General features: G+C 57.4%; 18 protein-coding genes and 1 riboswitch. Of the genes, 11 read left to right on the top strand and 7 right to left on the bottom strand.

Features of this window, described 5'->3' with window-relative positions; translation table 11 throughout:
- Positions 1-474 precede the first annotated feature (474 nt).
- The 3 genes from AB1598_14710 to AB1598_14700 all read right to left on the bottom strand — a co-directional run bounded on the left by AB1598_14710 (position 475) and on the right by AB1598_14700 (position 6,162).
- Positions 475-1,020: a hypothetical protein gene (locus AB1598_14710; GenBank protein MEW6146262.1), complete on the bottom strand. Its 546-nt coding sequence runs from the start codon at positions 1,018-1,020 to the stop codon at positions 475-477.
- 66 nt (positions 1,021-1,086) lie between these two features.
- Positions 1,087-5,280 (bottom strand): hypothetical protein, encoded by a 4,194-nt coding sequence (locus AB1598_14705; GenBank protein ID MEW6146261.1) that lies wholly within the window; start codon positions 5,278-5,280, stop codon positions 1,087-1,089.
- A 188-nt stretch (positions 5,281-5,468) separates the two neighbouring features.
- Positions 5,469-5,561, bottom strand: a riboswitch (cyclic di-GMP riboswitch).
- 169 nt (positions 5,562-5,730) lie between these two features.
- Complete coding sequence (locus tag AB1598_14700; protein ID MEW6146260.1) at positions 5,731-6,162, bottom strand: hypothetical protein; 432 nt, start codon at positions 6,160-6,162, stop codon at positions 5,731-5,733.
- Positions 6,163-6,476: 314 nt separating this feature from the next.
- Here AB1598_14700 and AB1598_14695 point away from each other — a divergent pair, with 314 nt between their 5' ends.
- The 3 genes from AB1598_14695 to AB1598_14685 all read left to right on the top strand — a co-directional run bounded on the left by AB1598_14695 (position 6,477) and on the right by AB1598_14685 (position 11,970).
- Complete coding sequence (locus AB1598_14695) at positions 6,477-8,960, top strand: HEAT repeat domain-containing protein (protein MEW6146259.1); 2,484 nt, start codon at positions 6,477-6,479, stop codon at positions 8,958-8,960.
- Between the two features lie 175 nt (positions 8,961-9,135).
- Entirely contained in the window at positions 9,136-10,380 is a 1,245-nt protein-coding gene (locus AB1598_14690; protein MEW6146258.1) for an MFS transporter, read from the top strand.
- A 108-nt stretch (positions 10,381-10,488) separates the two neighbouring features.
- On the top strand, positions 10,489-11,970 hold the full coding sequence (locus tag AB1598_14685) for a hypothetical protein (GenBank protein MEW6146257.1): 1,482 nt from the start codon (positions 10,489-10,491) through the stop codon (positions 11,968-11,970).
- A gap of 28 nt (positions 11,971-11,998) precedes the next feature.
- Here the strand turns inward: AB1598_14685 and AB1598_14680 are convergent, their stop codons facing one another.
- Together AB1598_14680 and AB1598_14675 are read right to left on the bottom strand one after the other, a co-directional pair.
- The gene (locus AB1598_14680; GenBank protein ID MEW6146256.1) at positions 11,999-12,757 is read right to left on the bottom strand and encodes a hypothetical protein; all 759 of its coding nucleotides are present in this window, start codon (positions 12,755-12,757) and stop codon (positions 11,999-12,001) included.
- 124 nt (positions 12,758-12,881) lie between these two features.
- Complete coding sequence (locus AB1598_14675; GenBank protein ID MEW6146255.1) at positions 12,882-13,877, bottom strand: zinc-binding dehydrogenase; 996 nt, start codon at positions 13,875-13,877, stop codon at positions 12,882-12,884.
- Positions 13,878-14,080: 203 nt separating this feature from the next.
- Here AB1598_14675 and AB1598_14670 point away from each other — a divergent pair, with 203 nt between their 5' ends.
- Entirely contained in the window at positions 14,081-14,362 is a 282-nt protein-coding gene (locus tag AB1598_14670) for a twin-arginine translocase TatA/TatE family subunit (GenBank protein MEW6146254.1), read from the top strand.
- Between the two features lie 364 nt (positions 14,363-14,726).
- Here AB1598_14670 and bamA read toward each other — a convergent pair whose 3' ends face one another.
- Positions 14,727-16,541, bottom strand: coding sequence for an outer membrane protein assembly factor BamA (gene bamA, locus AB1598_14665; GenBank protein ID MEW6146253.1), 1,815 nt, complete (start codon positions 16,539-16,541; stop codon positions 14,727-14,729).
- 281 nt (positions 16,542-16,822) lie between these two features.
- Between bamA and coxB the strand changes: the two genes are divergently transcribed.
- From coxB to AB1598_14630, 7 genes are read left to right on the top strand one after another with little or no spacing between them, the layout of a single operon-like run.
- Entirely contained in the window at positions 16,823-17,767 is a 945-nt protein-coding gene (gene coxB, locus AB1598_14660; protein ID MEW6146252.1) for a cytochrome c oxidase subunit II, read from the top strand.
- Positions 17,757-19,427, top strand: a complete 1,671-nt coding sequence (gene ctaD / locus AB1598_14655) for a cytochrome c oxidase subunit I (protein ID MEW6146251.1) — start codon at positions 17,757-17,759, stop codon at positions 19,425-19,427. The genes coxB and ctaD overlap by 11 nt, the downstream gene beginning before the upstream one ends.
- Before the next feature lie 11 nt (positions 19,428-19,438).
- The gene (locus AB1598_14650; GenBank protein ID MEW6146250.1) at positions 19,439-19,990 is read left to right on the top strand and encodes a heme-copper oxidase subunit III; all 552 of its coding nucleotides are present in this window, start codon (positions 19,439-19,441) and stop codon (positions 19,988-19,990) included.
- A gap of 34 nt (positions 19,991-20,024) precedes the next feature.
- On the top strand, positions 20,025-20,885 hold the full coding sequence (locus AB1598_14645; protein ID MEW6146249.1) for a cytochrome c oxidase assembly protein: 861 nt from the start codon (positions 20,025-20,027) through the stop codon (positions 20,883-20,885).
- Positions 20,882-21,232, top strand: coding sequence for a hypothetical protein (locus tag AB1598_14640; protein ID MEW6146248.1), 351 nt, complete (start codon positions 20,882-20,884; stop codon positions 21,230-21,232). The genes AB1598_14645 and AB1598_14640 overlap by 4 nt, the downstream gene beginning before the upstream one ends.
- Positions 21,207-21,713, top strand: a complete 507-nt coding sequence (locus AB1598_14635) for a Rieske (2Fe-2S) protein (protein MEW6146247.1) — start codon at positions 21,207-21,209, stop codon at positions 21,711-21,713. Before AB1598_14640 ends, AB1598_14635 begins: the two co-directional genes overlap by 26 nt.
- A gap of 49 nt (positions 21,714-21,762) precedes the next feature.
- Positions 21,763-23,163 carry a cytochrome b N-terminal domain-containing protein gene (locus AB1598_14630; GenBank protein ID MEW6146246.1) on the top strand — a complete coding sequence of 467 codons (1,401 nt, stop codon included), beginning with the start codon at positions 21,763-21,765 and terminating at the stop codon, positions 23,161-23,163.
- Here AB1598_14630 and AB1598_14625 read toward each other — a convergent pair whose 3' ends face one another.
- Entirely contained in the window at positions 23,164-24,474 is a 1,311-nt protein-coding gene (locus tag AB1598_14625) for an NAD(P)/FAD-dependent oxidoreductase (protein MEW6146245.1), read from the bottom strand.
- Between the last annotated feature and the right edge of the window lie 88 nt (positions 24,475-24,562).

Raw genomic sequence — 24,562 nt, 5'->3', positions numbered from 1 at the left:
GGGGGATTTAGGGGGATTTAGGGGGATTTAGGGGGATTTAGGGGGATTTAGGGGGATTTAAAATAAGAAAAGAAAAATCCACCCTAACCTACTTTGGCTGAGGCCACGACGAGGCGAAAGTTGACTTACTCATCTGCCTTTGTTGGAATGACATCCGAATTGTTTTGGTTTCAATAGTGCATCTCAAGCATACATACATTCGAGTATTCAACCCGCAGAGTCCAGATTCTCACTCGTTCGAATCTGTTGCTTGCTTGCATTCGTTCTTTTCCAAAGGAGAAAATTAAAGACAAAAACCCGTTCGTACTGAGGCGCAGAACCTGCGCCCGTATACGATCCCTCTGTCGCTCCTCAGCTTTAGCCAAATTATGGAACCAAGTTATTCCTGAACTGCGCGCCTGTCCTGAGCGAAGTCGATGGATCGAAGCATGAACGGGCTGCACATTCATACGTCCGCGGCGACTCGCCGCCCCTTCACTCCTCCTTCTGGAGCCTCTCCTGCTCCTGCTTCCACCTGAGAGTGTTCACCTCTATGTAGTCCTTGATGAAGAGGTCCGTGAGCTCCCCGACCGTCCCCTCGACGCAGTCCTTTATCACTGCGGCGTTGCAGGAGAGGAGCATCCCCGCGGACCACGTGGCGGCCGCCGTGTTGATGTTCTGCCCGAGCTTCTTACCCATGAGCACGACGGTCTGATACAGCTCCATGTCGACGTAGACCGCGTACCTGTCCCCGCTCACGGCCTTCGACGCTATTATCTTGACAAGGAGATAGGAGCCCCCGAAGACGCTCGTCCACTTGCGGTCTTCGAGCACCATGATGTTCGCCCTCGCGAGCCTGTCCTCGACGAGCGCCTTGACGTCGGCTTCCTTGAGACCGTCCGCCCCCGCGGCAGACGACACATCGTCGACGACGACGGCCACGCCCGTTATATCGACGAGCGTTTCCTTGCCGACGGCGAAGGCCGATTCGCCCGAGAGAATGACGTGAAGGAATAAAAGTAGTGCGAGAGCGTTCCTCAAAACTGTTATTAATATATTCGTTCCGGGGGTGAAAGTAAAAACCGCGAAATTGCGCCGGGACCGCGCTCAGGAGGCGGCCGACGTGATCTCCTTCCCGCTGAATTCGCATAGGAGCTCGAGGTTCGCTTTCACGATCTCGTACTGGGCGGGGTAGGAATTTTTAGTGAACACCTTGAGCGCTTCCTGGTACGCTTCGGCTGCCCTGTCGCAGTTCCTCGCCCTGTCCTCTTCCTCGGCCAGAGTCGTATACGCCCCGCCTATGTTGTTCTGCGTTGTCGCGTATTGTATCGGGAACTTGTCTATCGTATATACTATGAGCGCCGTCTCGTAAGCGTTTATCGCCCTCTTGCAGTTCCTCGCCCTGTCCTCCACCTCCGAGAGTATCCTGTAGACGACTCCGAGGTTGTTCTGGGTCGCGGCGAACTGCATCGGGTAGGCCTGTATGGTCCTCACCTTGAGCGCGTCCTCGAAAGCTCCCCGCGCCATCCTGCAGTTGGCTTCCTTCTCCTCAACTTCGGCGAGCGTCATGTACGCGGTGCCGAGGTTGTTCTTTGTCGAGCCGTAAAGGGCAGGGTGCTCCCTTTCGTTGTACACCCTGAGCGCGTCCCTGTACGCGTTGACGGCCCTCTTGCAGTTCTTGCCCTTCTCCTCGCGCTCCGCGAGCGTCCTGTATACGATGCCGAGGTTGTTCTGGGTGGCCGCGTATTCGAGGGGATATTCCTTTATGTTATAGACCCTGAGCAGCCGCTCGTAGCACCTGAGAGCGTGCCTGCAGTTCTCTGCCGGGTCTTCTTTCTCGGCGAGCTGCCGGTATATCGCGCCGAGGCCGCCGGTGATCGAGGCGTACTCGGCGGGCGCACGCTCGAAGGTGTAATACCCGAGCGCCTCCTCGAAAGAGAGCGCGGCCGATTTCAGGTCGTCCGGGGAGTCGGTGAACCTGAACAGGCCCTCGCAGGCCTGCGCCCTCTGCTTCATTATCAGGCCGTAATCCCTGGGCGGGGACTCGACGGGAGCGGCTCCGAGCGCCTTGTCGTAAGACTCTATAGCCCGCCTGTAATATTCGGGATCGCCCTCGTTCCTCGCTATATTCCCGAGCGCCATGCCCATGAACTTATGTATCTCCGCGTAATCGGCGGGGTGCTCCCCCGGGCCTGAGACCGCGAGCGCCTTCGTGAACGCGTCAGCCGCCTGCACGTAATACTCCGGGCGGTCTTCCGCCTCGGCCAGAACCCCGCAGACGATCCCGATGTTCTTCTCTATCCTCCCGTATTGGAGCGGGTGTTCTTGAACACCGCAGTCTTCGAGCGCTCCCTTATATTCCGAAAGCGCCTCCCTGTAGCAGGACGCGTCCCCGTTCATCTGGGCGAGCGTGCGGTATATGTCCCCTATACGCTCCTTTATCTCTACACGCCCCCGCCGGCCGCTCTCCCCGGCCGTTACCCGGAGGGCTTCTCTATACGAGGCGGCAGCCCGCTCGTAGCCCTTTACGTCGCCGGTCTGGTCCGCGATCCGCATCCACGAGGATGCAGCGCCTTTTTGCGCCTCGGCGAACTCTAGGGGAAACGCATCCGCGTTATAGTAAGCGAGTGAGTCCTCGTACGCCCTGAGCGCCTTTCTGAAGCTGTTGGCGCCTCCGCCCGACTCGCCGAGCTCAACGTACGCCCTCCCGAGGCGGAGCTTGAGCGACGCGTGCCCGGCAGGGGAATCCTCTCTCGAGACGTTTTCGAGCGCCTGCTCGTAATACTCCACGGCCTCAGCCGGGTTATCGAATTCCGCTTCGGGCTCAGGCGAATCGATATCAGCGGATTCCGCGGACTGAGGCTCTCCCGGCGGCTCCCCGGATTCCTCCTCCTTCACTATCGTGAGCAGCGGCCTCTCTCTCTCGATCTCCTCCTCCGCAGTTCCTACTTCGATCACGGACGGGGGCTCTTCCGGCGGGGCCGCGGCTGTCTCCGCCTCAGTGATCAGTCCCCGCGCGAGCTCGAGACCCTTCACGGCCTCCTCAAATTCGCCCGGCTCCCCCTCAGATGTCAGATGCGCGACCGCCCGCTCGAACGCTCCGGCGGACAGGTCGAGCATCTCTCTCTCTTTTGAAACATCGTAAAGCCGCGCATACAGCCTGCCGAGCTCATATTGTGCGGAGGCGAATTCCGGGCGGTGCTCCTCCGGGTTAAGGTATTCGAGGGCCCTCCTGTACGATTCAACCGCCTTCCATGCGTTCTCCACGGGCTCGTCCGCGGAGCCGAGCTCCGAATACGCCCCGCCGAGGGCCATCTCTATGAGGGCGTGCTCGTACGGGTAGAGCCCCGCAGAATAGTAACCGAGAGCTTCCTGATAAAAACCGATCCTCCTGCTCAGGTCCCCGGCCTCTTCCCCGGCGAGCACCCTGAGAAGTCCTCCGACGATCCCGTACAATTCCCTCCGCCTCTCCGGGCATGATTCCCCTTCGAGATATACGAGAGCCTCCTTGTATGAATCAACTGCGAGCTCGGTGTTAAGCGCGCGGTCGTCTATGTCAGCCATCCTCGCGAGTAGGCCGCCTATCTTAATATGGGCTTCGGCGTATTCGTTCGGATGATCGAGCGGGTCATAGAGAGAGAGAAGCCCCTTGCAGCTCTCGACCGCCCCTTCGTAATCGCCCGACGTCTCGAGAAGTCCCGCAAGCTCCGTGTAGAGCGCCGAAAGAGAGAGAGCCGTTTCACGGATTCCCGGGGTGCCTGAGACGCCCGACGCATAAAGCGATTCCGAATACGCCGCTATGGCCTTCCTCAATTCGCCCTCGTCCCCGCTTTCCCTGTAGAGCCTTTCAAACGCCCCGCCGAGCTTCCTGCCGCTTGCGGCGTGCTCCCTGCGCGCGATTTCCTCGGGATAATAAAGGAGGGCCTGGTCGTAGAATTCTACCGCCTTCCCGGGGTTATTCGCATCGGCTTCGAGGTCGCCCAAGGACTTGTACGCGTCCCCTATCTCGATGCACGCCTCTGCGGTCTCTCGCTCGAGCCCGCCTGATTTGAAGACCTCCAGCGCTTCGTTCAGCAATTCGACCGACTTCTGATAATTCCCGCGCGGGTCTTCGTGCAAAGCGAGGGCCGCGTATGCGGAGGCGAGGTTCCTTTGCACGAGAGTCCGCTCGGAGGGGGAATTTTCGAATATTTCCGACGACAGAGTCTCCCCGAGCAATTCCGCCGCCTCCCTCGCGTGACCGGGCTCGCCGGACATGAGGCAAAGCGCGACGAGCGCCGCCCCGAGGTTGTTGCGGACCGCAGCGAACTCCCGGGGGTGCCTGTCAGGCGCAAAGAAACCGAGAGCCTCTCTGTACAGGCCTGCCGCCCTCTCGGCGTCACCGGCCTCCCCGCCCTCTCCGGACGAGCGGAGATACAGGAGGTCCGCGAGCTTTTTAGCAGTGATTCCGGCAAGGAATCCCGGTGTCTCCCGCTCGAGTATCCTTTCGTATACATAGACGCGCTTTCCCGCGCACTGATGTTCCGTGTCTCCGTTTTCGTTGACATCCGGAAGCCCCTCGTAGAGAGAAGCCAGGCAGGCGAGCACGCGCGGCGGCACCCGGCGCCCGGTTCTGGATTCCCAAGTCTCGAGCTCTTCGAAGACAGCGTCGAGCTCAGGGAGTCCGAATCCCTTTCTCGACGCGAAGTATTCTGATATCCTGAGCGCCGTATCGCACAAGCTTTCCGTCCCCGCCCCGCTCCCTGCCCCTGCGCCTGCGAGTGAATCCACTATGTACCTGTCTATTATTCCGGGGAGCGCATTGTCGAGACTTTCCATAAGACCCGCTTCGGGGAATCCGCCCGGCACGGCCGCTGTAAAGCCCGGCAAATGAGCGCTGGCGAATTTATCGCAGTAAGCGCGAGCCTCATCCGGGCCCTGCGCTTCCCGGGAATCCGCTTCCGCGCCCGTTTCGTTATACCCGAGCGTGAGGATGAATTTTCCTCGTCCCCTCAGGAACCCGAGCTCGTAGAGCTCTTCGGGGCCGAGCCCGTCCGGTATAAGCACGCCGAGCACGCATTCGGAGGCGAGCTCCTCGAACCGCTCTATGTTATGTCCGTTTAAAGAGGCGGAATCGGAGAGGAGGCTGACACGGATACCCTTTCGGGCGAAATAATCGCGGAGAGGGCCGAGCAGTGCGTGCGGGATCCCGCTCCTTCCTCTCCCGCCGTCGAGCACGATGCACGTGAGCTCGCCGTCATTCCCGATGAGCCGTGTCGCTGCTCCACTCCTTCCTCGTCCGGTAACATTCACGCCCGGCATATCCCGTTATCCTCGTGCGGTCTCCCGGAAACGGCCGCGTCCTTATCAGAAGGCGGACAAAGAGCCGTTTACGGTGTATAGGCAAACAATCGCGGTGCGGAATTACAGCCGACGCTGAGCCGAACGAGACGGATCGAGCGGGAAGATTCGAATGCGGATACTGAGCGGATCCCAAAACATATCCCGACTTCGGCAGCCCAGCCGCCACGATGCTCATACCCGGAGCATAGAGGCCTGCGGCTTTGCGTCCCACCCTTTCGAATGGTTTGCCTTTTCGGTCATGGAAATTTATGACCCCATCTGATCAAACTCTATATCCGATCCCGGCCTGTGTCAACATAATTTCAATAATATTTGCGTCTTAGACGGGACTGATGATAATGAAACTGATTTGAAGGGACGGTGCAAGCCTATGCCGCGACACGCTCTCATGCCAGGGGAATTAGGGGCTCAATCGAGCTTTTTGAGGCATTGGCCGCAGTATCCGGCCCCCTCGTATATCTCCGCCCCGCAGTCGCAGAAAGCGACCACCCTGGGCTTGGAAAGCGCCATGACGCTTCCAAGAGCCATCCGGGCATTCTGGTGGACTAGCCTCAGCTCTTCTTTCCACCGATCGATCTCGGCCTCTGTTTTATCGATATCAGCACACCTGGCGGAAACCGTATCCTCAACGACCTTCCCCGTGTGCTTGAATGTCCTGTAAACCGCTGCCCCCATGTCGTAAACCGCTTCTCTCTTCCTGCGCTCAAGCCCCCTGATGGTATTCTTGATCCTGAGCGTGTCGTAAGCCTCTTTCGATCTTATATTCAGTACCCTGAGGCCCTTGGTCACACCGTCTTTGAATATTGTCAGTAAATCCCGGTCTTCCGTTTCATACGCCATCGGCTTCGCTCCTCTCTATCGCTTTGCCCGCTGAGATCCTCCCCGCGGTAACATAATACTCGATCCCGGGGCGGCGATAAACTGTGATTGCATTAGCGGGCCGCGCCCGATCAGGGGCACCGGGCGAAAAATGATTGACTGCGGGGAGACATAGGATACTCTTTTAGGAGCCTGTGACCGCATTAGCTGTTTAAGGAGCATGAGGGATACATCTCTATAATATCCGCACCGCACGGCCGAAAGATCCCGGGAGAGCCGGGAGTCGAGCGGTCCCGCCCGATAAAATCATGACTAAAACCGAGGGGAGAAGTTCTATGAGTTCGTCACACAGCATCCGCCACGCAGGAATGAGAATCGCCGGTATCCCCGGCTCGATGAATCCGCGGCTCGGTCTCGCACTGCTGATAGTAATTTCGATAGCCGCTCCGTGCTTTCTCAAGCCGTCCGTATCCGGATCCGCAACCGGTGAAATCACCGGGATACCGGACAAAACCCCCGTTATATTCGAAGAATGGCAGCTTAAAGGATTGGCGTCGGCGCTCAAGGACCCCGATCCCGGGGTCAGGGAAGGAGCGATCGACGAGCTTTCGAGATCAAAGAAAAGGAGTGACATACCAGGGCTCCCGGAGCTCCTCAAGGACGAGAATCCCCAGATAAGGCGGGCGGCCCTGAAAGCCGCAGGCGGGATGGGGGAATCGTCGAGAGACCTCGTACCCATCATCATGGAGAGCCTGGACAGCAAAGACTCCGGCATACGCTACAACGCCGCCCGCGCCCTCGGCCTGATCGGCGGTCTCAACCCCGAACAGGCTCAAGCCGTGATACAGCTCCTGGGCGATAAAGACAAGAAGGTGAATATGGCGGCGGTCGAGGCGCTTTCGAGCAGCCCTGAGGCGACGGCCCGGCAGCTGCCCGCGATACTGAAATTTCTTAACGACAAGAACCCGTCCGCAAGGTCGTCCGCGCTCAAGGTGCTCGGAATGCTGGGACCCGCCGCGGCCGGGCAGAGCGCCAGGGTCGCGAAATTCCTCAAAGACGAGGACACGAAGGTGGTAATAAGCGCGGTCACCGCGCTCGGCGAGTTCGGGGAAGCCTCGAAAGGTTACGCCGACGACATTACAGAATTGCTTAAGAGCAGGAGCGAATACGTAAGGACGAGCGCACTGAAGGCGCTCGCCGGAATCGGAGACATACCCCCCGAATCGAGGCGCGCCGTTTTAGAGCTGTTAAAAGATAAAAACCGCAAGATCCAGGATCAGGCCGCGGAGACAATCGGCATTGTAGCCAAAGGTAAGAACGATACTGTAGACGCTGTCGTGTATATGCTTAAGGACCTGGACCCCGATGCCAGGCTGGGGGCTCTCCTGGCGCTCGGTGAAATGGGGACCAGCGCAGTGGACGAGGCGCCTGAGGTAGCCGGGCTCCTCAACGACCCAAACCCTGCCGTACGCATTGCGGCAATGAACACATTAGGCGAAATGGGGGAGCCGGGGAGAGAATACGCCGCCGAGATTTTGAAGCATATGAATGACGGAGAGGAGCCGGTCAGGTATAAAGCGTTCATGGTCTCGAGGAAAATGGGCGAAAACAGGACCGAATTTACTGACGCATACATCGGATTTCTAAACAGCCATGACAAGATTATAAGGGCTAACGCAGCGACTGCGCTCGCATCGACAAAAGAATTTACCGGGCCGCAGACCGAGAAGATAGTCGGGATGCTGAAAAAAAGAGAGATAAAGTACCGCGGCACCGGGATATTTATCTTCGGTGAGCTCGGAGAAAAGGGGCGGGCCATGGCTCCCGCAATAGCAGAGCTCCTCAAGGACCCGAGCCCTGCAATAAAATCATCGGCACTCGAAGCCTTGGGCAAGATCGGCCCCGGAGCAGGCTCCGAGGTCCCGAAGATCGCTCCCCTCCTGAAGGACCCGGACGAGATAGTCCGCGCCGAAGCCGCCTGGGCCCTGGGGCAGATCGGGACCCCGGCCGAACAGGAGATACCTCAGGTTATAAAGATGCTGAAAGACGAGTCGAAAGTAGTGAGGATCAACGCCGTCGACGCGCTGCTCAGCTTCGGCGAGCCCGCGAGGAAATACAACTCCGACGTCGCCGCACTGCTAAACGACAAGGATGAATCCGTTAGGATGCTGACCGCGACCGCGCTCGGCAGTATGGGACCATCCGCCACCGACCAGGCCCCCAGGCTCGGTGAATTCCTGAAAGCGAGGAGCGACGATAAACCCGAGAACACTAAAAGCGTCCTCGCCGCGCTCGAAGCGCTCGGCAATATGGGGCACGCAGCGTCAGGCGAAGCGGCCGTTGCCGCGGATACTCTCCGCAGCAAATGGAAAGTAATCCGCAGCGCCGGAAGGAATGCGCTCCGGGAGATGAGCCCTCTCGGCAAAACCGCCGTATTGAAAATTCTGGCCGCTACGTACGACTACCCGGAGGAAGCGGACGAGCTCAGGCTGCTGGCGCACTACGCAAGCGGCGGGAACGCGGAATCAGAGACGCTCATCACGTGGGTAGGCGCGGGCGCCGCAAAAGTGCCCGGCTCTATCGGCCGGAAGGAAGGCACTGCCGTGCTGGACATTTATCTCGATAACTGGGAGTTCACGTCCGGGAGGCAGAAGATGAGGGACGATTTCGTTCTGCGGATATCCGGGATAGCCGAATCCGGGGAATGGACGAAGGAAGACCTCCCGCTGCTCAAGAAAGCCGGCGACACCCTGAAATCGGGCAAGTATGAAAGCCAGGCGAACGCCATCGACAGGAAGATAGGCAAAGTGCAGGGGTGACGCGCAGGCTCTCCGCCCTTCATCCTTACGCACGGCCAGGCATGGAAAAAACCGTTTTTTTTCAGGTATGATTACCCCCCTTAACGAGCGACGCGTTATACCGCGGCCCGGATTCTCCGGTAACGCCGGCGCGAAATCATAACCTTTGCTATCAACAGTTATCGAAGAGAGAGGCATGTTCGGGAAAAAGATATTTTACGGCTGGTACATCGTTGCGGCTTCCCTGCTGATAATAATACTGGACGGCCTACTCCTCTACTCGTTCGGGGTGTTTCTCCCCTACCTGAACGAAGACTTCGGGCTCACGCGCGCAGCGGGCTCGTCGCTCTTCTCCTTCAGGTCCCTCGTCCAGGCCCCCGCCTTCATACTCGCGGGCAGGCTTATAGACAGGTTCGACCCGAGAGCCGTCATATTCGGCGGCGGGCTCATCGCGGCTTTAGGGATGATCATGTCGGGTCTGGCGGATACGACGTGGCAGCTCTACATATCATACGGGTTCTTCGTCGGGCTCGGGGACGCGGTGCTGTACATCACGTGCGTCGCTCTCGTAAGCAGGTGGTTCGTAAGGAGGAGAGCGCTCGCGATCGGGATTATAACAACAGGAGTGCCGCTCAGCGGGCTGATAACGAACCCGCTCACCGCCTGGCTCATAAACGGCTTCGGGGTGAGGAACGCCCTCTTTGCGTTAGGCGCGCTGATGACGACGGTGCTGATGGCCGCTTTCGTTCTGAGGGCGAGGCCTGAGGACAAGAACCTGAGACCCTACGGCGAGGACAACGGCGTCGAGGTAGAGGAGCAGGGCCCGGGCAACGGCATCCCCGGGAATAAGAACGACTGGACAGCGCTCGAAGCGATCTCGACGCCCAACTACTGGCTCATGTACTCCATGTATTTCCTGGGGTTCACGACGTTCCTCATTATCGTAACCCAGTTCTACAACTTCGAGATAGACCTCAAGGTCGCGGCCCTGGCGGCGGCGGGCCCGCCCGCCGCGATCGGACTCGGCAGCATAATAGGGAGGACGCTCCTCTCCTCCATACTGGCGGAGATGCTCGAGTACAGGAAGGTCTTGCTCATATGCTTCTTCGCCCAGGGGAGCTCAATAATACTGCTCCTCGTCTTCGACCATATCTGGGCTTTCTACATCTTCGGATTCCTGTTCGGGTTCTTCTACAGCGCATGGGTGCCTGTATTCCCCACGCTCCTCGGAAAGTTTTTCGGGCTACGCGCGCTCGGCACCATATACGGCATATTCGGCACTTCCTACTCAATAGCCGCGATAGGGGGACCGTTGCTCGCGGGATACGTGCACGACGTGACGGGGACATACGTCTACCCGTTCGTAGTCACCATAATCTGCTGTTACCTGGCCGCGGCCGGCGCCTTTTTCGTGAATGCCCCCGTCCGCAAAACTGCCTGAGGCTGCTCCCGGAGCGCGCGTCGGACGCTCCCCTTCTAATGAATGACCGCGTCTTATATAATTGCTTGAGGATAATCCGTATTAAAATCTGAAGGAGAGGGAGAGCGTTTGAACGGAGATACGGTCCGGTTCATAAGATCAGAGGGCGAAGGGCTCCTGAGGGAGCTCAGGAGGGAGCTGTGGCTCAACCTCACGGGCAGAAAGACAGGGATACGCACAAAGGGCATATACGGCTCGCGGAGAGACCTTCTCGAGCCCGAGTTTTTTTTATCGCTGAGCGGATCCGGTAGCAGCGACGAGGAGGAGAGAGCACGGAATCGCCTCCTCTCCTCATTCCTGGCCGGGGCTTTCCTCGGGGGGGAGTCCTCGGACATCACGGACAGGATGCTGGCGCTCGAATCTGGCGCTGAATTCCGCGCGTGCGGCAAGAGCCTGACTCTCCGCTCCGCGAAGGCGGAGCTGCTGTCCGAGCCCAAAAGGGACAAGAGGCAGGAGATCGAGGAGAGAGCCGGCGGGACCTTATCCGCGCTCAATACCCTCTGCCTCCGCAAGCTCGGGATACTCAACGAATGCTCGGAGGCGCTCGGCTTCGGAAGTTACGGAGCGCTCCTCGATGCAACCTCCTGTCCGGGGATTACGCGCATAGCGGATGAGGCGAAGAGGTTCCTCACCGATACGGATTACATAGCGCGGGATATGCTGGGGTGGTTTTTTACGAACAAGATGGAGCTCGGCCTGAAGGACGCCTCCATATACGACATGACCCGGCTTTTCAATTCGGCCGAGCTGAGAGGGTATTTCCCGAAGCCCGACCCGGCGGCTTTAGCGAAGACAGTCGTCGAAGGCATGTCTCTCGCCCCTACCCGCGAAATAACTATCGACAGCGAGAAGAGAGAGGGGAAGGAGGTAGAAGGCTTTTCACTACCTCTAGACCCGCCTTTCGAGTCGGCCCTCTCCCTCTACCCCGCGGGCGGCGTTCACGATTACGAGTCGCTCCTCGGGTGTCTCGGGCAGGCTCTCTCATTCGGATATACGGACCCGGGGGACCACTTCGAATTCGTATTCCTGAGAGACGAGTCGCTCACCGATATCTTCTCCGCACTTTTCGGAAGCCTCGTATACGAGCCCAGGTGGCTCAGGAAGTATGTAAAAATAGACGCGGAGGGTGATTTCCTCAATTTCCTGCATTTGAGGCGGCTCATGACGGCGAGGCTCGACGCCGGGCGCGCAGTCTGCCTTGCGGAGCTTTCGGAGTGCGGGGATCCGGGAGAATTGCCCGAAATATTCTCCGATATCATGAGCGGCGCGGCGAAATGCGGGGCCGACGGGAGGAGCTGCCTCGCGGAACTCCTCTCCCCGGTCGGCGCCCCGTTCCGTTTTAAAGCCGTGCTCGCGGGGCCCGTGCTCCGTCATTTCATGACTGAATCGTTCGACGAGGAATGGTGGAGGACGAAAGAAGCAGGGAATTTCATGAGAGACGCATGGTCCCGCGGGGGAAGAGGCACGGCGGAATCGCTCCTGACGACGGCAGGACTAAAAGAGCCTGACTCCAAAACGCTCGTCCGGAATTTCGAAGGGGCGCTCCGGTAGGCGCGCCAAATTCACGAAAACCAGCGCCTTATCTGGGAACGGCCGCGTCGATCTTTTTCTGTAGCTCGATCATTGGCCGCTGGCTTATCCTTATCGCCCCGCCAAGGCTGCGGTCGATGTCCGCAATCAGGTATATGACAGCCGAGAAAGTCAGAGCGAGGAGAATGCTTATCATCAGGCTCCTGCCGCCCGTAAATCCGAACTGGTATCCCACGGCGCCCATGGCGAGGACCGTAACAAAAATCAGCGCATACCAGATGAGTGTGGGAATCCGGTACATGAGCGCGACAATTATTCTCTTCGTGTGGAGATCTATCACCTCGTTGAGCGACTCTATGTATGCAGACGTGATTTCCTGATTGGGTGTTTTCGCTACAGCCTCGACTGACAAGGACCATATTTTACCCTGGATAGCTTCCGACTCGGCTATCAAATCCTGAAGCCTCTCCGGTTCTTTTATCCACACCGTGCGTAAATCGACGTAGTCGCGGAAAAGCCCGCGTATCTGCGTGCGGTAGGGCTCGACGAGGAAATCCGTTCTGAGAAAAGCAGTTCCGATCGCGTTTACCTCGTCGAGGAGTATCTCCTTTCTTGTATCATAACGGTTTGCGGTCAGTCCGAATGTGAACGCCAGCATGAACGCGAGGAGTCCCAGAGTCGCTCCGACGACTGAGCCTAGCGGTCCTTCCTCCTTCTCTCCGTAACGGTTCCGGATATAGGCCCCTATTTTGTAACCCAGCAAAATAGAGAGTATGACCACGACGAACATGCCGAAAAATACGGCCACTAACGGTATTCGAGGCACTAAATCAAGCGCATCCATCATAACGCTCCATGCAAGAGTAGTGGATTGAGGTGCAGGGAATCATGCAGTCCCCGTATATATTTCGCTGATCCATAAATTCAGACGCTCACGGGTTCAGTATAACCTTCCCGAACTGACTCCTGTCTTCGAGCATCTTCTGCGCGAGCGCCGCATCCGAGAGCGGGAACCTTTTGTCTATCACCGGCGACAGCCTCCCGAGGGAGACGAGGTTGATTACGTTAATAAGGTTGCTCCTCGGTGCGTTGAACACGGTGACTCCGAGAACGGAGAGGTCTTTGACGATAACCGGGCCGAAATTGAACGTCGTCTGCCCGCCGCCGACTACGCCTATCAGAAGAATACGCCCCTTCATCTTGAGAGACTTGAGATTGTTCTCCCAGACGGACGCTCCTATCTGGTCGAATATCAGATCTACCCCTTTATTGTCCGTTATCTTCTTCACCTCTTCGGAGAAGTCGGTGGTATTGTAATTGATCGTCGCGTCGGCCCCGAGTTTTTTCACCTTCTCAAGCTTTTCGTCGCTCCCGGCCGTCGCGATAACGAACGCCCCGCCCTCCTTCGCAATCTGAACGGCTGCGCTCCCGGTCCCGCTCCCGGCCGCATGCACCAGCACCGTCTCGCCGTTCTGCATGCCGCCCCTGTCGAAGAGCCCGTACCACGCGGTGACGTAGCAGATAGGGAGAGCCGACGCGTCGTCGTAAGACACTTCGTCGGGTATGGGAACGGCGTTCGCCGCAGGGACTTTCACGTACTCTGCAAACCCCCCGTAGAAATTCACCCCTATGACCATGGGCCCCTTCGGGGTCTTGACGGTCGGGTCTATTACGACGCGCGTGCCCGGCGCGATGTCCTTTACGTTCTTTCCTGTTCTTTCCACGTCGCCGGCTATATCGACGCCCCCTATATGGGGGAGGTCGACGGGGCGCGGCGATTTCCCCGATCTGAGCCTCAGGTCGAGATGGTTTAAGGACGCGGCCCGCACCCGAACGAGGACTTCGTCGTCCCCGAGCTCGGGCTCGGGCACGTCTTCGTACTTGAGCACATCCACTTCTCCGAACTCGTGATAACGGATCGCTTTCATGTTGACGCTCCTTTGTATGCGGCTATTTTGTATTCTCCCGTTTCATTTTACTACAAATATTGAAAAATTGTAGCGCAGGCCGGCAAAGCGGGTTCAGAGGGTTTATTGAACATGCGGACATAATGGGGTAGCCTTTCACATATAAGCCGGCTGCCGGGTCAGCGCGGTGTCATTATATAACGTGGTGTGATTATATAAGGTCTATGTTCGGAATAGGGACGAGTGAAATATTAATAATACTCCTCATAGCGCTCCTGGTGCTGGGGCCGAACGAGATACCGAAGCTCGCGAAGACCCTCGGCAGGGGGATGCGCGAGCTCGAGAGGGCAAAGAACGAGCTCAGGGATTCCATAGAGTTCGACATAGAAGAGAAAGAAACCCGCGAGGCGAAAAAGCCCGAGGAAACGGCCGACGAGGAGACCGCCACTGAAGAGGGAGAAGAAAGCAGCGTCATTAAGAACCCCACCAGCAATTCGCCCGTTTGAGATACTTTCCTTTATAGTATTAGGAATTATTCAGAAATAGAAAAAGCACTCCCATTTCTGTCATCGCGAGGCTCCGAAGCCTTGGCGTAGGAGCCGTGGCGATCTGTCTTTTCATGAGATTGCCGCGCTGCGCTCGCAATGACAAGAAGGTTATTTCCCCCCTCACCCTAACTATTTTGGCTCAAGCACTGTCGTTCCAAAGTTAAGTACACATTCTGCCTTTGTTGTAACAGCGACCAGTTGCTCGCTTGCTTGCAACTGTTCCCCACGCTGGGGAGAGGGAAATTTTAGAAAAGGAAAGAAAAGCAGAGAAGCTTCAGAGGGATTGTATAAGAGTGCAGATTGTGCGGTGTCGGGAAAAGAATCAGAACGCCTGGCCGATGCTTATGAAGAACTGGACCCGCCTGATGCCCGACTCGGGATTAAGCGCGTACCCGACGTCGAACCTGACGGGGCCTATTATCGTATCGTACCTGAGCCCCACGCCCGGGGCGTATTTTATGCCTCCGAGCGGGAAGCTCCACTCGTCTGCGTACACGTTCCCGTAGTCGAAGAACACGACGCCGCCGAAATCCCCGTATATCGGATACCTGACTTCGAAGCTTCCGACGAGGAGGGAGTTGCCGCCGAGCGGGTCTCCGCCGTCGCTGAGCGGGCCGAGCTTCTGGAAAGGGAAGCCCCTCATGCTCGTGCTGCCTCCCGCGAAGAACCTCTTGAATATCGGTATGTCGAACGTGCCGGTATTTCCGAAAGGCTGGATAACTCCCACGGTTATCTTCTTGGCGAGGATCATCCTGTATAATTTCTTGTACCCCCTCAGCTCGACCGTACCCTTCAGGTAATTCACGTCCGAGAGGAGCGCCCTGAACGAGGACTCGAGCCCGGTTGAGACCACCCAGCCGCGCGTGGGGTTAAGAATGTTGTCCGTCGTGTCCCGCTCGAGCCCGGTGTTGAAGAAAGTGAGGAAGAAATTTTCCCTGCTCTGTTCTTCGGGTGTCCTCCTCGCGCTCTTCTGCACCCTTGAGAACTGCACGTTGAAGGAGCCGAACGACGAATAGTATTGAGCGAAGTCCTTCTGCAGCTCGGCCGAGGTGAGGAAGCTTTCGCCCTCGAAGCTCGGGACGTCGTCCCTCTGGAAATTGAGGGTTCCCGTGAGGGTCGAATCCCTGCCCAGTATATAGGGCTGTATCACGCTCGTCTCGAGCCTCTGTGTGATGAAAGAAGCCTTTCCCGCGACCTCGAGCCTCCGCCCGCCGCCGAAGAAATTCCTCTTGGTCCAGATAACCTGCCCTCTCAGCTTGTCCTCCGTGCCGAAGCCGACGCCGAATTTCACCGACCCCTGCTTCCTCTCCTTCACAATTATTTTCATGTCGGCGGTCTTCAGCTCTTCGTTGTATACGGGGTCGATCACGACCGACCTGAACAGGCCGAGCTGAAATATATTCGCCTGCGTTTCGTTAATCTTTGTCAATGAATATTCCTCGCCCTGCTTGAAGACCGCCTCCCTCGAAATTATATAACTCTCCACCTTCTCGTTCCCCTCGACTGTAACCGTGCCGAACCTGTACACGGAGCCCGGCTTGATGACGAACGTCGCCTTCGCCCATTTTTCCTTCCTGTTGACGAGCGCCTCGCCCTCTATCTCGGCCTTGGGATATCCCTTGTCGGAGAGTATCTCGGTGATCGCGCCCTTGGTCTGCTGGTATCCGTTGGGGGAGAAATTCTTGTCCACCTTGAGCGGCACGGCTTTTTCTATCTCCTTTTTGGTGTCGTCGCTCAAATCCCCTTCATACTCCAGGCTCAGCTCGGTAAGTATTACCGGCTCGCCCTCCTTTATGTTTATGGTTATCTCGACCTTCGTGTTGTCCTTATTGAACTTGAGCTCGTAGGATGCCTCGGCGTCGTAATATCCCTGGTTCGCATAGAGTCTCTTGATCCTGACCATATCGTCCTTGAGCACTTCTTCGTTGAACTCGGGCTTCTTCACCCAGAACTTGATGGAAGGGAACCCGGTCCCTATGCCCTGCTCTATCTCCTGCTTGGTGAGGACTTTCGCCCCTTTTATTCTTACCTTGGAAATGCGGACGACTGGCTCTGCGGCTTCTTCGTTGCCGGATTTTTCCGCCGCTTTCTCTTTTTCCTGAGAGAAAGTCGCGGCCGGAGGGTGTATAAACAACATGTAAAGAATCAGGAATGAAAAATATATAAAGATGTATTTTTTCATTTAGAGGGCAAAGGTAACTCGTTCCGTTGAAGTCAAGAAAAAGCCGTTTTTCTATTATGCTCAGCCAGGATTATTATGCAAGAGAATACCATAAATTGCATTATCATATCCCCTGTTTCACGCTGTTTACCGCGACGTGTATCAGCGAGGTGTTGACAATGAAGCTCACAAGTCATTATAATGGTTCAGGGTTCGTATAATCAATCGATTTAAATCCATCGCGCCGATAAATTACAATGGAAAACCTTGGCGGCCTCTTTAATCCCAGCTCACCTCAAATGGAGGCGCTCGCCGGTTTAACCTACTATACGATCGCCATATCCGCCGTAATACTCGGCATCATCGTGATCGCGGTCGCGTACATAGTAATCAGATACAGAAAGAAGCCCGGGGACGACGGCGAGCCTTATCAGGATTTCGGCAACCTCAAGATCGAAGTAGTCTGGACGATAATCCCCGTTGCGATAGTCGCCGTGCTTTTCCTCCTCACGTGCAGCACCATGAGGGCGATAGACCCCCCGCCGGGGGACAGGGAGCCCGACCTCCTCGTGATAGGTCATCAGTGGTGGTGGGAGATAAGATACCCCGCGTCAGGGGTGATGACGGCCAATGAAATACACATCCCCGCCGGGGAAAAGCTGCTCGTACGCCTCGAGTCCATAGACGTGATACACGATTTCTGGGTGCCGGAGCTCGGTAGAAAAATAGACCTGGTGCCGGGACACCCCAATTACATGTGGCTTGTCGCGGGCGAGCCGGGCGTGTATATCGGGGCATGCGCCGAGTTCTGCGGCGACCAGCACGCCAACATGCTCATACGCGTAGTCGCGGAGACCGAAGAGGAATTCAAGAAATGGCAGGAGGAGCAGCTCGTCGTGCCGCGCACGCCTGAAAGCGGCATAGCGGCCGAGGGAGCGAGGCTTTTCCAGACTCTCGCCTGCATGAACTGTCACACGATTCGCGGGACCGCGGCTGCGGCGAGGGTCGGACCCGACCTGACGCATATCGCCGACCGCGATACGATAGGCGCAGGCGTGCTAACGAATACGCCCGAGAACCTCGCCAAATGGCTCGCCAACCCCCAGAGGTACAAGCAGGGGTCGTATATGCCTAACATGAAGCTCTCCGATTCCGAAGTGAAATCAATAGTCGCCTACCTGGAGGCTCTCGATGAGCAGTAGGATCCCCCTCGTACCCGAGAACGCAGCGCCCCTACCCTCTCTCAAGGAGAACAACGGCCTCCTCGCCTGGGTCGCATCCGTCGACCACAAGCAGATAGGCATCATGTACCTCATTATAACACTCGTCTATTTCCTGCTTGGCGGACTCGAGGCGCTCCTGATCCGGATACAGCTCGCTCATCCCGGAAACGATTTCCTCACGCCCGAGATGTATAACCAGCTCTTCACGATGCACGGCACGACTATGATATTCTTCGTCGTCATGCCTTTCCTCATAGGCGTAGGCGTTTACCTCCTGCCGCTCATGATAGGGGCGCGCGACATGGCTTTCCCCCGCCTGAACGCGTTAAGCTTTTGGCTCTTTTTCTTCGGCGGCATACTGCTCTACTACAGCTTCTTCACGCAGAGCGGCGCACCCGACGTCGGATGGTTCGCGTACTCCCCGTTAAGCGAAAAGCCGTTCTCCCTCAACAAGGGGCCCACGTACTGGGCGCTAGGGCTGCTCGCTTCAGGAATTGGCTCGGTCGCCTCGGGCCTCAACAACGTGGTCACGATCCTGACGATGAGGACTCCCGGCATGACGATGCGGAGGATTCCTCTCTTCGTGTGGATGATATTCGTAACGTCGCTCCTTCTCATTTTCGTGATACCGATTATTACAGCTGCATTCGCCATGATGCTCCTCGACAGCCTGCTGGGCGCAACCTTTTTCACCCCGGCTCACGGGGGCTCGGCAATTCTCTGGCAGCACTTCTTCTGGGGATTCGGCCATCCGGAGGTCTACATACTGATACTCCCCGCTTTCGGCATCATATCGGAGGTCATTCCTGTCTTCTCGAGGAAACCCATATACGGCTACGAGTTCGTCGCCGCATCGACGGTGGCGATAGGGCTCTTGAGCCTCGGCGTATGGGCCCACCACATGTTCGCCGTCGGTCTCGGAAACGTCGCGAACGCTTATTTCTCGCTCGCGAGCATGCTGATCGCCATACCGACAGGCGTCAAGGTGCTCAACTGGGTGGCCACTATGTGGGGCGGAAGAATAAACTTCGCGACCCCTATGCTCTTCGGGACGGCGTTCATAATAGAGTTCGTCATAGGCGGCCTCACCGGGGTCGCTATCGCGTCAGTGCCTATCGACTGGGTCGTCACCGACAGCTACTTCATTGTGGCGCATTTCCACTACGCCATATTCGGGGGTTCGGTATTCGCGATATTCGCGGGCGTGTATTACTGGTTCCCCAAGTTCACCGGGCGCATGCTCTCGGAGACGCTCGGCAAATGGCACTTCTGGCTCACCGTGATCGGGTTCAACATGACTTTCTTCGTGCAGCATTTCCTGGGCGTGATGGGGATGCCGAGGCGCACGTACACGTACCACGACATGCCCTACTGGGGCTCGATGAACCTCCTGTCCACGATAGGGGCGCTTATACTCGGCCTCTCGGCCATAGTCTTCGTATGGAATATCCTCGTGAGCCTGAGGAACGGGAAGCCCGCGGGCGATAATCCGTGGAACGCGTGGACGCTCGAATGGGCGACCACGTCGCCCCCAGCGGTCGAGAATTTCGAGCTCGTGCCCCCCGTGAGGGGAAGGCGTCCGCTCTGGGACCTCGCCCACCCCGATCAGCCGGACGAGCCCGGAGCGAAAATTGTTTAGGAGAAGTCCCGATGGCGAATAACAGAATGATAGTCGGTTTTTTCATAGCGTCCGAATCCGTATTCTTCCTGATGCTCATACTGGCCTACGTCAACTTCCACAACTCCGTGACCGACGGCCCGACTGCAGTGAACAGCCTGAACCCGGTCGTAACGGGCATATTCAGCCTGTTCCTGTTTGCGAGCAGTTTCACAATATGGCTCGCCGGCAAGAGCCTGAGGGAGAATAACCACCTCATGCTCAAGGTCTGGATACTCGCGACGATAATCCTGGGCGCCGTATTCATTTTCGGACAGGGCCTCGAATGGAGCGGGCTCATAGAAAAGAACATCACCATAAGCAGGAACGTCTTCGGCACCACGTTCTTCACGCTGACCGGATTCCACGGATTCCACGTTTGCGTCGGGCTCATTATGCTCTCGCTTCTCCTGGGGCTCGCTCTCGCAGGAGACTTCAAGGGACCGAAATCGGACGCAGTAGAATGCGTATCCCTCTACTGGCATTTCGTCGACGGCGTATGGGTGGTCGTATTTTCCGTAATATACCTGTGGGCGTTTTTATGATCGCGTTTATATCGAATATACGGGAGAGAGCGGCATGAACATACTGCATTTTCTAGGCTCCGCATGGTCATTCGAGCCCTGGGTAATTCTTTTTGCGCTGGCACTGTTTGGGGCTTACACCCTTCTGCCGGGTTCCCGGCTTAACAGGAAGTCTCTCCTCTTTTCTTCAGGGGTAATGCTCATGGTGATTGCACTCGTATCCCCTCTCGATCATCTCGGGAGGAATTACCTCTTCAGCGCGCACATGGTCCAGCACATACTCCTCCTCCTCGTAATACCCCTCATGCTGCTCTCGGGGATTCCTGAAGCAGCCGCGGAGAGAGCTTTAAACTCACCTTACGCGGGCGGCTTAATCAAATTCCTGGGTAACCCCGTGCCTGCGTGGCTCCTCGGCGTGGGGTCGATGTGGGTCTGGCACATGCCTTCGCTCCACGATATTGTCATGGCGAACGAGGGCCTCTACATCGCGCAGCAGATAAGCTTCGTGCTGATAGGCGTCATATTCTGGTGGCCAGTATTCGCGCCCGTAAAGACAGCGAGGCTCTCGCCGCTGCCGGCCGCTCTCTACCTGGCCTCCGCGTGCCTCGGCTGCAGTATTCTCGGCATGCTCATAACGTTTGCGGGGGCGGGGCTTTATACCGCTTACGCGAATCCGGCAGACTCCGCCGGGATACTTTCATACATAAGGAACGAGCTCTGCATCACGCCCGGGGTCGACCAGCAGATAGGCGGCCTCACCATGTGGGTCCCCGGATGCCTCATATACCTGGCCGCGAGCATGGTAACGGTCGCAAGGTGGTACGCTTCGCCCGAACCCGGCTCCGTGAATACCTGCACCGCAGAGAGCGAAGTAACGACTGATCTAAAACTTAAAGAGGCGACGGAGAGAGAATGAGCACGGGAAGCGAGTTTCAGGCGCCGAAATCGGCTGCTCCCGCCATGGATTACGGTACTGCACAGGGCGGCGGTGTATCGGATTTTCAGGCGATGGAGGCAGAGGCGTTGAAGAAAGGTTCGCCGGGCTGGCACAGGCCCCTTCCGGAGAAGCTGCCTTCGCCGGGCTACTGGCCCGCGATAATGGCGCTCGGCATCACATTCATGCTCTGGGGGCTCGCAGTCGGATTCAACGAGGTCGTGAGCACTATAATAATAATTTTCTTCATAGGCTTCGTGCTGTTCGTTGTTGCGCTTGCAGGATGGATAGGAGACTTGAGACATGAGCGAAAAGACTGGAAAGAGTGAGTGCACGAGAAGGCAGTTCTTCGTGCACGTGAGCATGACTCTCGGTAGCATAGCCGCGGTGCTGGTCGGGGTCCCCATAGTCGGCTCGATACTCGCCCCTATAATAAAGAAGCCCGAGCCTGAGTGGAGACCCGTGGGCGCGCTCGACAGCTTCAAGATCGGGGAGTTCGTGAAGGTCAATTATGTGAACACATCCCCTCTGCCGTGGGCGGGGGTGACCGCGAAATCGGCCGCTTGGCTCAAGAGGGACGGCGAGGAGGAATTCACGGCGTTCTCCGTCAACTGCGCCCACCTCGGATGCCCGGTGAGATGGATAGAGGGGGCGAGGCTCTTCATGTGCCCGTGCCACGGCGGGGTGTATTACGAGGACGGCTCAGTCGCCGCAGGTCCTCCGCCGAGGGGTCTCTATCAGTACCCTGTGAGGGTGAACAACGGGCAGGTGGAGATACTGGCGAGCCCCATACCGATAACGACCGTATGAAAGCGAAAGAGTCCTGGACGAAAATAAATCTGAACACGGGATACTGCTGATGAATTTCCTCAAACGCGCATGGCTCTGGTTCGACGACCGCACTGGACTCTCGGGCGCCATAGGCCCGATAGCACGGCACGCCGTACCCCCCAACACAGCTACATGGTTCTACGTCTTCGGGAGCGCGACGCTCTTCGCGTTCATGCTGCAGGTGGCAACAGGGGTGACGCTCGCGTTCATATACGTCCCCTCCTCGGGCGAAGCCTACCAGAGCCTTCAGTACATAACCACGCAGACAACGTTCGGAAGGATAGTAAGGGGCATGCACAACTGGGGCGCGTCCGCGATGATTCTCCTCGTCGGCATACACATGATACAGGTATACCTGACGGCAGCTTACAAGTTCCCCCGCGAAATGAACTGGATATCGGGCGTGGTGCTGCTCGCTCTCACCGTGGTGATGGGGTTCACAGGTCAGGTCGTGAGGTGGGACCAGACAGCCGTATGGTCGACGATAGTGGCGGCGGAGCAGGCGGGACGCGTGCCTCTACTGGGAGGGTGGCTCGCAGACTTCATACTCGGAGGGGACACCGTAGGCGGCACTACGCTCAGCCGTATGTTCGCCTATCATGTGTTCCTGATTCCTGCGCTCCTGTTCGTCTTCATAGGATTTCATCTCTACCTCGTGATAAAGAACGGTATCTCGGAGTTCCCGAGGGCGGGAGACCCGGTCGACCCGGCCAACTACAGGGAAAAATACGAAACGATGGTCAAACAGAGAGGCATCCCCTTCTGGCCGGACGCAGCCTGGAAGGACATGGTTTTCGGCTTCATAGTCATATGCACGATACTCGTGATAGCGATCGTAATAGGCCCGCCCGAGCTCGGGCCGCCCCCCGACCCGTCCGACATACACGCGCTCCCGGTGCCGGACTGGTATTTCGTCTTCTACTTCGCGTTCCTCGCGCTCATGCCGCCCGAGATAGAAACGTATCTGATGGTCTTCGGCCCGCTCCTGGTGGGTCTGCTGCTCTTCTGCCTGCCTTTCATTTCCAATAGAGGGGAGAGGAGCCCGCTCCGCCGCCCCTGGGCAGTCGCAATCGTGGCACTCACCATCGCGACCATATCGGGGCTATGGGCCATAGGCATCACTTCCCCCTGGTCTCCCCACTTCGACGCCGAGCCGCTGACGGCGGAAATAATAGGCGCGGACAGCGGACCGCTATGGCGAGGGGGCATGAATTTCAACGACAAAGGATGTCTTTATTGTCATGCTATATCTGGGCACGGGGGGCTAAGGGGTCCTGACCTCACGTACGTGGGCGACAGACTAAGCGCGAACGAGCTCACGTGGAGGATAATGAACGGGGGGCTCAACATGCCGGGCTTCGGAGGGACACTCAGCAACCAGGAGCTGAGCGACCTGGTCGAATTCCTTGCTTCGAGAAAGAAGGAGTGATCAGCGCTTGCCGGATGCGGGGTTCCCGCGGACTCTCATAAGGAATTTGAGCTGCACTATGTCCTTCGGAAGGAACATGTCGAGGAACCAGTCTATGGCGACCCTGATCTTTCTGTCCCATCCCGGAAGCTTCCCGAGATAGATGCACCGCCAGAGGAACCAGGCGAAAAACCCCGAGAACTTGAGGCCTTTTATCTCCGCGACCGCCGACCTGTGTCCGAGCGGGGCGAGCATGCCCTGAGTTTGGTAAACAAACGGCCTCCTGTCGCCCTCTTTCCCGTTTATTGCAGCCGCCACGTTGTAGGCCGTGCGTCTGCCTTCGCGTGTCGCGTGCTGGGCGGTCGGAGGATACGGTTTCCCCGTATGCGGGTCGGGGATCACGGCGCAGTCCCCGAGCGCCCACACTCCGGGATAGCCAGGGACTTCCATGTACTCGTTCACCTCTATCCTCCCCTTCTTGTCGGCGCAGGGGAGAGATGCGATTACGGGCTGGGGAGAGGTGCCGGCCGCCCATATGGCGGTGTGGGTTTCGATCGCACCACCGTCCGAAGTCTCCACAGAATCCGGCGTAACGCTGGATATCCTGGTGTTGAGACGGAATTCCATACCCCGCTTCTTGAGGAGAGCCGTCCCGTACTCCGCGAGCCCCTCGCTCATCTCGTGCATGATGCGGTCCCCGGGATCTATGACTACGACCTTGACCTCGTCCGATTTGACGTTCTTATAGAACCTCCTGCTCGCGCCCACGTAATCGTTGAGCTCGGCCGCCACCTCTATGCCCGTGTAGCCACCGCCTACGACTGCGAACGTGAGGAGCCTCCTCCTTGCATCGTGGTCCTCTTCCAGGTCGGCCATTTCGAACATATCTATCACGTGGCTCCGGAGCTCCATCGCATCGGCGAGGTTTTTGAGCGGGAACGAATACTCCTCCGCCCCGTCTACACCGTGGAACCCCGTAATAGATCCCATGGCGAGGACGAGGTAGTCGTATCCGAGCGTGTAGCCCTCGTTGTTGTCCGGGCGGCGGCACGATACGGTTTTTTTATCGAGGTCTATGGAGTCGGCGATGAGCTCTTTAAATACGGCCCTCTTAAGACACTCCCTGAGCGGTATGACGACGTTCTTGGCTTCGATGCTGCTCGATACCACTTCCGCGAGCATCGACGTGAATATGAGATAGTTGTTCTCGTTGACAAGTGTTATCTCGACGTCGTCCCTCTGCTTGAATATCTTTTCCAGGTTCTGGGCGACCTCGAGCCCGGCGAATCCTCCGCCCAGTATGAGAACACGGCTAGTAACGGTATCCGGCATCAGACAGGGTCCTCCTCATTGGATCAGCTTCCGAAAGCAGGTATATCACCCGACCCGGCGAGTAAAGCAATTATCATTCTTCCATGAA

Source organism: Thermodesulfobacteriota bacterium (assembly GCA_040754335.1).
GTDB lineage: Bacteria > Desulfobacterota_D > UBA1144 > Nemesobacterales > UBA2774 > 2-12-FULL-53-21.
The sequence above is the reverse complement of the archived record's forward strand: the minus strand, read 5'-3'. Positions and strand labels throughout refer to the sequence as shown.